The following is an 11,995-nucleotide window of genomic DNA, read 5'->3' as shown; positions in this document are numbered from 1 at the left end:
GGTTCACCATGTCGCGTGTGCTTTCGACCGAGCAGGCGAAGACCGCCATCCGTCAGATCCAGTCCATCGTGAACGGTGGGTTCACGGACCAGATCTCGCAGCTCGATGCGCAGGGGCGCATCCTGTCCGACTCGAACGTGTGGGACGGGCCGTTGGCGTCGAACTTCCGTGGTTCGACGTGGCCGGAGACCAAGGCTGCGCTGGACAAGGCGAAGACGGAGCTGGAGCAGCTCCGGACGCAGCTCGACAAGATCTCGCAGGACATCTTCACCGCGGGTGGCGGCGCGTAACACCGCACGACAGCGCCCGGGCCGTCGACGAGTTCGGCGGCCCGGGTACCCGCGTTCGACGCGGACCATCACGACCAGCACCACTTCTTCCGGGGGGACGACAACCGTGTCAGGACAGCTGCACGCCAACACCGATCCGATCGAGTTCGACGACGCCACCGCTGACGCGCTCGCCAGTGCCATGCGCAGCGCGGCGAGTGCGATCGACGGGCAGATCGGGAGTCGTCAGTCGTACGTGTCGACGGCCTCGCAGGAGTTCCGCGGCCACTTCTCACAGCTGTTCACCGAGAACGCGACGATCGCGAAGAGCGACGGTACGACCCTCTCAGACCTGATGCGCACGGTCGCGGGGTGGGTCGACCAGATGAAGAAGCTCGCCGCGGAAGAACGCGAACGGCGTCGCCAGGCCCGTGAGTGGCAGGAGCAGCAGGCTGAACGCAACGGGTTCGAGAAGTGGTGGGACGACACGTTCGGCACCGGGAACCCGCCGGACATCGAGAACAAGCCCGCGCCTCCCTTCGGCCCCGCCGAGATGCAGCCGAAGCCGAGGCAGACGCCGTCCCCGGGTTCCGGCGGCGGCGGGGGCGGGACGTCGTCCGCGAAGCCGGAAGACCTCCGGTCCTTCGCAACGGGCTCGGCGTCGTTGAACTCCGAGCTGTCCGGGAAGCCCGGGCTGCTCCGTGGCAAGCTGTCCGACTTCGCGTCGCAGTGCTCGTGGGGAACGATCAACGCGGACGGGCTCGTCACCGGCTTCGGGCGGTGGCTCGCAGCCAACGACCAGGACGTCGTCTGGGCGAAGACCATCGCCGACGCCTTCGCCGCCGCCGGGGGCGAAGGCGCGGTCTCGACCGTGTCTGACGCCGCGCTCGGCGCAGCGCTGCAGGCCGCGGGCGTGTCGGCCAACCGGACTGACCTGCAGATCGACCCGCCCACCGCCTACGGCGCGCAGCCGACGACCGGCTACTCGATGGACCCGGTCAACACGACGACCGGCAACTTCCTCGAGCCGGAGCTCGACCTCTCCTTCGACGGCGCATCCGCGTCCCTCAGGGTCTCGCGCATGTACAACTCCCTCGACCAGCGGGTCGGGGTCTTCGGGCCGGGGTGGGCGTCCGTCCTCGAGACCCGGCTGCTCCTCGACGACGAGGGCGCGTCCTTCGTCGGTGCCGACGGCCGACTCGTCCGCTTCCCCCGCGCCGGCACCGGTTGGGCGCGCGGTGTCGGCGAGAACCGGTGGCTCACGACGGAGGCAGACCTCCTGGTCGTGCGGGACAACGAGGGTGGTCGCATCGACTTCACCCCGACTGGGCTCTGGGCCGGCGAGAGCGCCGGACCCGGAACCGCCGTGACGGTGGAACGGGACGCCTCCGATGCCGTCGTGCGTCTCCGCGACGAACGCGGTCGCTTCGTGGACGTCGAGTACGTCGACGGTCGTGTCGCCGTACTGCGGGCCTCCGACGGACGTCGGGTGGAGTACGGGTACGACGACCGAGGGCGCCTGGTCTCGGCCGCGACCCCGCTCGGGACCAGGACGTACGGCTGGGACGAGGACGACCTCATCGTGACGGTCACGAGTGCCGACGGCGTGCTCGAGGTCGACAACGTGTACGACGCGCAGCGTCGTGTCGTCGAGCAGACCAGCCCGCACGGCCGCCGGGTCCGGTTCGCCTACCTCCCCGGCCGTGTGACCGTTGTCTCCGATCAGGACGGGACGCGTTCGAACGCCTGGATCGCGGACCCGAAGGGTCGACTCGTCGGGATCATCGACTCGGATGACCGTCGACAGTCGATGAGCTACGACCCGCACGGCAACCTCGTGTCGGCGACGGAACGCGACGGTTCGGTCACCGTGCACGCCTACGACGCACGGGGCCGTCGCACGAGGACGGTCACGCCGACCGGTGGTGACCTCACGTACGGCTACGACGATGCTGACCGCGTCACGACCGTGGTCACGGAGAGCGGCAGCGTCGTCACGTACGAGTACGAGGGCGACGAGCGTGACCCGTCGGTCATCACCGACCCGATGGGCGGCCGCACCGAACTCACCTGGGAGCGCGGCCTGCTCGTGCGGGTCGTCGACCCCACCGGTGTCACGCTCAGCCTCGACCACGACGCGTCGGGTGAGCTCGTCGCCGTGACGAACGCTGCCGGGCACGTCGCACGGATCGAGCGGGACGCCGCCGGTCACGCCGTCGCGACCATCAGCCCCACCGGCGCCCGCACGGAGTACCGCTACGGTGCCGACGGTCAGGTCGTGGCTCGCCGAGACCCCGACGGCGCGACGTGGACGGTCGAGTACACCGTGGGTGGGCGCGTCAGCGCCCTGACTGACCCGATCGGCGCGCGGACCGTCCTCGCCTACGGCCCGGACGGCGAACTCGCCTCCACGACCGACGCGCTCGGACGGACCACTCGTCGGACGTACGACGACCAGGCCAACCCGCTGCAGGTCACCCTGCCGAGCGGTGCATCCTGGACCTTCGCGCACGACGCCTTGTCGCGCCTCAAGTCCGTCGTCGACCCCACCGGCGCAGTGTGGCGTCGGGAGTACGGGGTCAACGGTGACCTGCGCGCCGTGACCGACCCCACCGGCGTCCGCACGGAGTTCTCGGACGACCCGGCCACCGGCATCTCCACGTTGTCGGACGCGTTCGCGACGACCACCGTCCGGTCCGACGAGTTCGGACGCCCCGTCGAGGTGACGTCAGACGAGACCGGTTCCGAACTCGTCACGTACGACGCTTGTGGCCGACCGGTCGAGCTCGTGGACGGTGAGGGTGGCCTCACCCGCATCGAGCGCGACGTGAGTGGTCGTATCAGCGCCATCGTGTCGCCGAGCGGTGGGCGGACGACCTACGAGTACGACGCCTGCGGCCGGCCCTCGGCCGCCACCGACCAACTCGGCGCCCGGACGACGATCACTTACGACGCAGACTCGCGGGTCGTCGCGCGGACCCTGCCGACGGGTGACGTCGAGCGCATCGAGTACGACGTCGTCGGGCGCGTCGTCGCGCGGACCGCACCCGGAGAAGGAACGGCTCGCTACCGCTGGGACGCTGCCGGGAGGCTCGTCTCCGTCCACGACGCACGTCACGGTCGACGTCGGTTCCGCTACGACGCCGCGGGCCAGCTCGTCGAGGCCGAGAACGGCCTGGGCGGAGTGACCGCCTACACGTACGACGCCGACGGGCGCCTGACCAGCGCGACCGACCCGGTGGGTGGTGTCACCCGGTACGCCTACGACGCTGCCGGACGGCTGATCGGCATCACGGATCCGTTGGGCAGGACGACCACCGCACGACTCGACGACGCCGGTCGCCGCATCCAGCAGACGGACCCCGACGGCGGGGTCGTCGAGTGGGCGTACGACGCAGCAGGACGTGAACAGCGGATCTTTGTGGACGGCGCCCTCGTGGCGGAGACCGCGCACGACAGAGCTCGACGGACCGTCGTCGTCACCGACCACACGCGTGGCCCTGGTCGGGACATCGAGCACGAGCTGTGCTTCGACCGGCGGGGTCTGCTCGTCCGGCGGAGCCGGGGCGGGCAGGCGATGTCCTGGGAGTACGACGTCGACGGCCGTCGTGCTGCCCGTACGGACCCCGACGGCAACCGCACGACATGGCGCAGGGACGCCGCCGGCCGCGTCGTCGGCGTCGAACGGGAAGGACTCGCGCCCGCCGCGTTCACCCTGGACACCCTCGGGCGCATCGTCCAGGCCTCGACCGGTGACGTCGTCCAGTCGTGGTCGTACGAGCGCGGGTCGCTCGTCGAACACACCGTGACCACGCCGGAGGGTGGCACGACGACCCGCATCGACCACGACGAGGACGACCGCATCGCGGCGATCACCGGCGCGGACGGTCACCGGACCTACGTCCACGACGCCGCGGCGCAACTCGTCAGCGCACTCGACGACGGCGGCCGTGGTCGGACCTGGCGGTACGACGCAGCAGGACGCCTCGTCGCCGAGACCGTCGACGATGCGGAACTCCGGCACGAGTACGACGCTGCCGGGCAACTCGTCGCCACCACCGGTGCTGACGGTGCGCGGACCGAGTACGTGCACGACGGACTCGGACGGCGCGTCCGGCGGACTGCTCCGGACGGTTCGACCACCGAGTACGCCTGGTCGGACCTCGGGTTCCTGGCCGGAGTCTTCGAGCGGGACGCGACGTACGACGAGACCGGCCGGCTCGAGGTGTGGACCGACGCTCTGGGCGAGGTCGCGGAAGTCGGAGGAGTCGACACCTGGTGGGACACCGCAGCAGGTGTCCCGGTCCTGACCTCGGTCGGCGCGACGCCGGTGCTGGAAGCCCCGGGCGGGATCCTCGCCGTCGACGGGAGCTGGACAGCAGGGAACTGGCGCGGGGCGCGTGCGACCGACGCGACCGATCCCTGGGCGCTCCTCGCATCGACGAGCGGGATCGACGGCGGCGCTGCGCTGCCGTCCGGAGTCGGGCTGACCCCGGGCGGAAGCCTGAGCATCGGGGGGATGGAGTGGCTCGGGGCACGGGTGTACGACCCCGTGGCGAAGGGCTTCCTGTCGACGGACCCGCTCGCGCCGGTCGTCGGAGCTGGGTGGTCGGGGAACCCCTACTCGTACGCGGGGAACGACCCGCTGCACGCGGTCGACCCACTCGGGCTGCGACCGGCGACGGACAAGGACCTGCAGGCGTACCGGGATGCGCACCAGGGCGGTCTGAAGACGTTGATGAATGACAATGCATACCTGGTCGGTGGTGGCGCCGTTGCTCTCGGGGTGCTGGCAATGGCCACCGGATTCGGTGGACCGCTCGGCATGATGCTCATCAGCGGAGGCGCGGACGTCATATACCAGAAGGCAACCACTGGCACTGTCAATTGGGTTGAGGCTGGCGCTATGACAGTCATGGGCGGAGTAGGTGCGGGGATGGGCACGTTGCTCAAAGGCGCTCGTTTCGGCGGACCAGCCACGCAGTTCGTCGCTCAGCGAGTGGCGCCCACCAGTCAGGTCGTGAAGTCCCTCGCGACGAACATGGCGGTGAACGGGGGTATTTCATCGGGCATGTCCACGGCGGTCTATGCAGGGACATCGGTTGCCAAGGGTGAGCAGGTGACCGGTCGGGGTCTTGTGGCCTCCTCAGTCGGTGGATTCGTCAGCGGCTCGCTGGGCGGCCTGAGCGGTCCCGCTGGCGGTACCATCGCGGAAACCTTGGGGCGTCCTGTGGAGGGCTTCGTGGCGAAGGGAGCAAGTTCATTGATCGGCTCGGCGAGCTCGGTCGGCGGTGCCGGCATTTCGTCCATGATCGACGGGCATGACATGACTTGGCAGGACATGGCCTTCAGTACCATCTCGGGCGGCGGGTCGGTTCACCTGCCAGCGGTACGCCCACAATTCGAACAGACGAACATGGAAGTATTGAGGAAGATGCCCTACACACAGCCCCGAACCGCTGACGGGCTGTTCAGCTCCCAGCAGAACAGCGTTGCTCTCTGGGGTTCGACCGCGTCGGGTGCCACTGTCGGGGGCATCGGCGACGCTGTCTGGGAGATGTTCAGTGGCTAAGTCCGTACGGCGTCGGCAGAGAATGACGCCGATGTCCCAGACGACGGCAATATGGAACTCAGGGATCATGGTCATCTTCCTCGCCCTGGCCCTTGCCTCAGCGATGCGTGGCTTCACACCGACTCACCTGGTGTTGTCAAGCGTCGTGCTCCCGTTCGTCGTCGGCGCCGTGTTTGCAGCAATGGGACGCGGATGGCTCTTGGGAGTGCTCATGCTCGTGGCGGTTGGCATTCCTCTCCTCGACGTGGCCGGGCTGACGAACTTCCCTCTTGCGAGGGCAGCGTGGTTCTTGTCTGTCCTGGCGGGGTGGTTCGCCGGCGCCATGATCGGGCAACTCCGTGGCCAGCGGGGAACGGAACCAGAGGCCAAGCAGCACCACCTCGATTGGGACGTGAGGGGCAAGTCCTTCCGCGAATGGTCCCCGACTGTCCCTCAAGTTGAAGCCAAGATCCGCGCTCTTGACGGCCAGGAGCGCACATTGGTCTCGTTGGTTAAGGGCCACGGGCGCCTGGATGTTTGTCATGGAGCTGCCGGGCGTTTCGTGCTCTTCGAAGCGGGAGACGTGCGTGACGATGCGTCCTGGCGAATGCCAGCGAAACCAACTGACGTCGGAGAAGTTGAAGTGCGGCTGGGAAACGTCGTCGCGCCCGTGAATCGGGGCTTGCTCATCGATGTCGAGAAAGCCGTCACGATTGCGACGGCATTCGAGCTCGGCAAATCCGTACGGCCGGAGCCTGACTGGTGGGAGGGCGCGCAGGTGCTGACAGTGCGTCCGTCGTTTGATTGAGCGGTTGCGGCGTCACCAGGACTAGGGCGGTCATCCGCCGAGGTTGAGGTCACGACTTCCGACTGCGGTCGGATTCCCGTCAGTCCGGCCGAGCCGGAGGGAGGTGAGCCGGGGATGGCGTGTGATTTCGATGTCGGCGCGGGCTCGTACTGTCTGCACCCGTTTCTCAACAGCAACCGCCAAGCTTTGTACGTCAAGGACTCTCATCGCATCTGAGCGCTGACGCCCGTGCCGATCAGGGCTCAACTCGCCGCCAGTGATCGTGTCCGCTTCGTCAGCGTGAAGTCACCGAAGGCAACAGCAACCGGGTCCCTACCGAAGATGTCGAAGGCCAAGGCGTGGGTGTTGTTCCTCGTGTGGGCCTTCGCGATCGTCTTCGCGAGTGCGTTCCTCCTCGCAGGCTCTGCGGTATTCCAGTCGTGCGACGTTGCACATCGCGTCCGTTTGTCGTGTTTCATCTCCTCAGCGGAGGCGGTTAGGGGGTCCACGCGCTCGGCTAGCGGCGTCGGAGCATCGGTTCCTCAAGAGCTCATCGAACAGGGCGGTTGCGGGCGGTTCGTGCTGCGCGAGGGCGTCACGGTGGACAACCGAGGTGACATCGCATCAGCTTCGAGACCGGAGAGGAGTGCATTCTTGATGCCGGTGGCGGCTCCCTCGAGGTGAGGGCTTTGTCGCGGGTGTTCGGTGCCGCGCCGGAACTCCTCGGATACCGTCGTTCTCGAGTTCGGCGCATGGTCGGCGCAGGCGCGACTGGAGGGACGACATGAGCTTGCTCGACCTGATCGACGCCCTGGACGATCGCGGCGCTGAAGACGCGGCCTCTGACGAACAGATCCACGCGGTGCGGTCCGTCCTCACCCGGGCTCTGGTGCAGGAACACGGGAGTCCCGTGTCCCGGTCGTTGGTGCGGGAGGCTGGACGGCTGGTCGCGGATTCTTGGCCCGTCCGAAGCGAACTCGGCGCGCTGGTGCTGACCTTCTCGCAATCGGCGTAGCTCGGGTCTCGGTGATCAGTGCACTGAAGGCCGAACGGCCCGCGAGTCATCGCCGTTGGCCTGTCGCCCGAACGGGGGACCCGGGCGCCTGTGGACAGTCGTCCCTGCGCGGCGCAGCCCCGTTAGGATCGAGTCGCTTGTCGGTTCTTGAGGGGGACGGTCGCCAATGTCGTTGCGCACGCTGCATCCAGGGGTACGAACGAGGAACAGCCGCGCGCTCGCCGTGGTCGCGATTGCCGGTGTCGCGGCGGTGGTCCTGGCGGGGTGCACGTCGACGGACCGGGCGGTGGAGAACCCGTCCCGTGTCCTGCAGACCGTGGACACGCGCCTCGCGGCGGACGGATCGATCACCACGATCTCCGACACCGCCATCTCGGTCGGCAAGGACGATTCGTCGTCCTCCGTCACGGAGCACGAGGCGGCGAAGGCCGCGGGTGACCTGCCGCTGCGTGTGACCACCCAGTACACGACGGCGAAGAAGAGCGGGACCGACCTCGCAGACCTGGCGGGCTACTCCGGTCGGGTCGAGATCGACCTGACCGTCGAGAACCTGACCGTCCGGTCGCGGAACCTGACCTATGACGTGGCCGGGGCCTCCCGGACGACGCCTGCGCTCGTCGGTGCTCCCTTCAGCATCGCCGCGTCGACGGTGCTGCCGGGTACCCGACCGAACAGTGTCGTCACCGAGACCGCTGACGACCGGACCGCGACCGACGGCGTCGTCAGCGCGAACGGTGACGGCGATGCCGTCGTGCAGTGGGGACGCCTGCTCGCGCCGCCCACGTCGGGTGCGAGCACGACCCTGCACCTGGTGGCGAACGTGGACGACTTCGCCGCGCCCTCCTTCGACCTGGCCGCGCAGCCGGGCATCTCGACCGACCTGTCCTCCACCGGGGTGGTGAACGCGGCCTTCGGGTCCGACACGGACTCTGAACTCGCGCTCCAGCGGCGCACCATCGACCTCATCTCGCAGGTGAACGAGGTCCTCGCGCGCGCCGGGAGCACGATCACCGAGGTCCGGTCGAACCTCGAGACGACGTCGTCCACACTCGGTGTCCAAACGGCTGACCGGCTCAAGGAGAGCAGCACGTCGCTCGCCAGCACGATGAAGTCGTTGTCCGGCCAGCTCGGTTCGCTCAAGTCCGACCTCGGTTCGACGGTCAGTGCGACGCAGTCCACGGTGTTGCAGCAGCTGCAGGAGACGACCACGAGCCTCGACGCGTTGCTCGGCGACACCTCCGCCACCGCTCCCAGTCCGGCGATCGACGGCGAGGGCTGTGCGGCAGCTCCGCAGCAGGCGGATGGTGGCGCGAGCGTCTACGGCAACCTCCTGCGTGTGTCGTCGCAGTTGGAGGGGTACGCGACCGCCAGTGAGGAGTGCAAGCAGCAGGTCAGCGACCAGCTCGCGTCCTCGATCGGCCCCCGCGAGCCGACGGCGGAGAAGTGTGCTGCCGAGATTGCCCGCTTCTCCCTGACGTGCGCACTGTTCTCGTCGTCGACCACCATCACGGCGGCGCTCGCCGGACTCGTCAAGACAGGTGACGACCTCGCAGACAGCCTGCAGCCCGAGCTCGCTCAGGCTGCCATCGAGGACTACGGAACGGTGGACGCGCGGTTGAACGACGTGCAGACGACGCTCGACGCCCTCGCGACTCGTTCGGATGACGGGACGGAATCGGTCAACCAGCAGTTGGATGCGCTCGAAGAGGCGGTGCGGGTAGCCGGTGTCGGCGTCGCGGACCTCGGCGACAAGATCGTTGCGATCCACGGTCGGGCCGTCGCCGCGCGATCGGTCATCGGGAACATCGGTGATTCCCGCTTCTCCGGCACCATGCAGGCGCAGAACGCGGCGCTCGCAGAGCGGATCTGCCAGCTGGTCGTGCCCAGCGACGACGGAGGGATCCTCCCTCCGCTGCCGATCGGACCGGGGCTGACCGAGCAGCAGGCCGACGAACTCCGCTCGTACCTGACGGCGACGCCGTGCGTCGACGAGGGTGACGGTGCAGAGCTGGACACGCCGATCCCGTTCGAGAAGCCGATGGACGCCCGTCTCGCCGACCAGTCCGTCGCCTGGGACGAGCTGATCAAGGCCACGGACCTCGATGACGAGACGGCCGGTCTCGGTGCCGCGACCCGCGAGCTGCGAAACCGTTTCGGCGTCATCGAAGAGGCTCGTCGCGCGGTGGACCGGAGCATCAACACGAGCGGCGGCGACGTGACGTCGTCGGTCGAGCAGATGCAGACCGCGGTCGACGACGCGAACAGAGCCGGAGACGACTTGGCGACGGCCCTGACCGCGCTCCGTGACGACCAAGACGCATTGGGCCAGAAGGTGAAGGAGGCCTTCGCCAAGGCGAACGACGAGACCGCGAAGAAGATCGACGCCCTCATCGACGAGCAGGTCCGCGACGTGTCGGAGCAGGCAGGGACCAGCAACGCAGCCGTGCTCAAGGCGTTCGACCAGTCGATCGCCGGCCTCCGCTCGACGTCGAAGCAGGTGACGTCCGGAGCCAAGGGCACGATCGACGAGCAGCGCGGCAAGCTCGAGCGGGAGAACTCGGCCCTCGCGAGCGCAGTGGACGAGCAGACGAAGCAGAGCCTGGCGCGGATCGACGCGAGCACCACGGCGTCGACCCGCGACGTCGAGGGCGCGAGCACGCTGCTGACCGGAGACCTCAACCGCGTGATGCTCGACCTGGGTGACCGCAAGGTCAACGGCTCCGGCATCCTCGGCGCGATGGCGACGAGCGCGGCGAAGTCCGACTCCGCCGACTACCAGCTCGCCCTGGCCTCGCAGAACGCAGCTGGGTACGCCAACGTGCGCGCCGAGGACGTGGCGGGCATCCTCCTCCAGCAGGAGCAGTTCCGCGCATCGCTCGACGCGGCGACCGCTCTGCCGGCGTTCCGGATGGACGTGCCGGAGAGCGCGACCTCGACGACGCTGTACACCTTCACCATCGGGGGCACACGATGACGCACGCCGTCGACGACATGCAGCACGACCGGCGGCCGCGCCAGCCGCTCGTGATCGTCGCGATCGCGGTGCTCGTCATCGCAGTGGTCCTCGCGGTCGTGGTGTTCGTGGTGGACCGGAACACGCCCGCGGCCGAGGCCGTCCCGGCGACCGTGCCGGTCCCGATCCGGGTCGCCCATGTGCCCGAGGGCACGAAGATCGGTGTGGTCGTCACGCTCGGCGACGGCGAGGGGGCCGACTGGGACGAAGCGGCGCAAGGTACCCTCGTCGCGGAACGTCGTCTCACGCTGGGCGGGACGGACGTCGAACTCGTGACGCGGAACGACGGCGGCAGCGCCGGCGGTGGGGAGCGTGCCGTCGAGGCACTCGTCGACAGCGGCGTCTCGGGCATCGTGGTCGCCTCGTCCGGTGCACACGTCTCCGGCGCGCTCGAGGCCGCCGCCGACGCCGGGGTGCCGGTCGTCCTCCCGTACGCATCCAGTGGCAGCGACTCGTGGTCGACGGCGCCGTCGCCGGCCTCCACGAGCGCCGCCATGGAACGCGCGCTCCGAGGCGCCGACTCCCCGCTGCTGGTCGACCTCGGCGGCGGTGCGCCCTCCGGGCTGGAGGTCGCCCACGTGCTCACCGCGGATGCCGCCGCCGACGACACCGCGCTCGCGACGACCGTCGCCGAGCGGACCGGTGCCGTGACGGCGGACGCCACGCCCGCGGTTGGTGACGACCAGGCCGATGCCCCCGCTCCGGCGGACTCGGACGCGGTCGTCGTCAGCGGCTCGGCGGCTCGACAGGGGGCGTTCGTCGCCGCCCTGCAGTCCGCGGACGTGACGGTGCCCGTCGTCCTCACCCCGCAGGCGACCAGTCCGGCGTTCGGCACCGCGCTCGCCGACGCGAACGGCAGCCTGTCGGGCACGTTCGTCTCCGCGGGCGTCGCGACCGACGACGCGCGTGCGCTCACCTCCGACGAGCAGGGCCGTGCGATGTCGGCGTTCCTCGGCGGCGTCCGGGTGCTCGCTGACGATCCGGATGCGCAGAACCTCACCGCGGACCAGCCGTTCTCCGCGGTGGCCTGGGCTGCTGACTCGCGGAGCCATGACGCGGTCGTGGCCTTGGTGCGAGCCGTCGGCTCGGCTCGCAGCGACGACCCGTCCGAGGTGACCGACGCGCTCGCCACTCTGCGTCTGGACGCCGGCGACGGGATCGCAGGACCTGCGCTCGACTTCCGCCAGCAGCAGGCACTCCGGACGGATGCGACGGTCCTCGCAGCCTCGTCGCAGACCCTCGGGCTCCGACCGGCGACCGCGGCACCGACCGCGTCGCTCGTGTGGTTCCAGGACTCCACCGCTCGCTGACCACGCACCGGCGCACCGGCGCGCGACGCACCGGCGCACGAGTCGCCGAC

At 69.1% G+C, this 11,995-nt stretch carries 6 protein-coding genes; all 6 read left to right on the top strand.

Annotated elements, in window-relative coordinates:
• The first annotated feature begins 8 nt into the window (after positions 1–8).
• Positions 9–290 carry a pyrophosphorylase gene (locus DEI95_RS12900; protein WP_110824133.1) on the top strand — a complete coding sequence of 94 codons (282 nt, stop codon included), beginning with the start codon at positions 9–11 and terminating at the stop codon, positions 288–290.
• Positions 291–396: 106 nt separating this feature from the next.
• Entirely contained in the window at positions 397–5,841 is a 5,445-nt protein-coding gene (locus tag DEI95_RS12895) for a DUF6531 domain-containing protein (protein WP_111060490.1), read from the top strand.
• A 31-nt stretch (positions 5,842–5,872) separates the two neighbouring features.
• A complete protein-coding gene (locus DEI95_RS12890; RefSeq protein WP_146243663.1) occupies positions 5,873–6,628 on the top strand; it encodes a hypothetical protein in 756 nt (251 codons plus the stop codon).
• Positions 6,629–7,391: 763 nt separating this feature from the next.
• Positions 7,392–7,622 carry a hypothetical protein gene (locus DEI95_RS12880; RefSeq protein WP_111060487.1) on the top strand — a complete coding sequence of 77 codons (231 nt, stop codon included), beginning with the start codon at positions 7,392–7,394 and terminating at the stop codon, positions 7,620–7,622.
• Between the two features lie 286 nt (positions 7,623–7,908).
• Positions 7,909–10,596, top strand: a complete 2,688-nt coding sequence (locus tag DEI95_RS12875; RefSeq protein WP_146243662.1) for a hypothetical protein — start codon at positions 7,909–7,911, stop codon at positions 10,594–10,596.
• Positions 10,593–11,945, top strand: a complete 1,353-nt coding sequence (locus tag DEI95_RS12870) for an amino acid ABC transporter substrate-binding protein (protein ID WP_111060485.1) — start codon at positions 10,593–10,595, stop codon at positions 11,943–11,945. The genes DEI95_RS12875 and DEI95_RS12870 overlap by 4 nt, the downstream gene beginning before the upstream one ends.
• The last annotated feature ends 50 nt before the right edge of the window (positions 11,946–11,995 follow it).

The sequence above is a fragment of the Curtobacterium sp. MCBD17_008 genome, assembly GCF_003234475.1.
Classification (GTDB): Bacteria; Actinomycetota; Actinomycetes; order Actinomycetales; family Microbacteriaceae; genus Curtobacterium.
The sequence above is the reverse complement of the archived record's forward strand: the minus strand, read 5'-3'. Positions and strand labels throughout refer to the sequence as shown.

What these genes read in the sequence shown, in the direction of transcription:
- DEI95_RS12900 (WP_110824133.1), top strand. Translation starts at nt 9, where the DNA reads ATGTCGCGTGTGCTTTCGACCGAGCAGGCGAAGACCGCCATCCGTCAG.
- DEI95_RS12890 (WP_146243663.1), top strand. Translation starts at nt 5,873, where the DNA reads ATGTCCCAGACGACGGCAATATGGAACTCAGGGATCATGGTCATCTTC.
- DEI95_RS12880 (WP_111060487.1), top strand. Translation starts at nt 7,392, where the DNA reads ATGAGCTTGCTCGACCTGATCGACGCCCTGGACGATCGCGGCGCTGAA.
- DEI95_RS12870 (WP_111060485.1), top strand. Translation starts at nt 10,593, where the DNA reads ATGACGCACGCCGTCGACGACATGCAGCACGACCGGCGGCCGCGCCAG.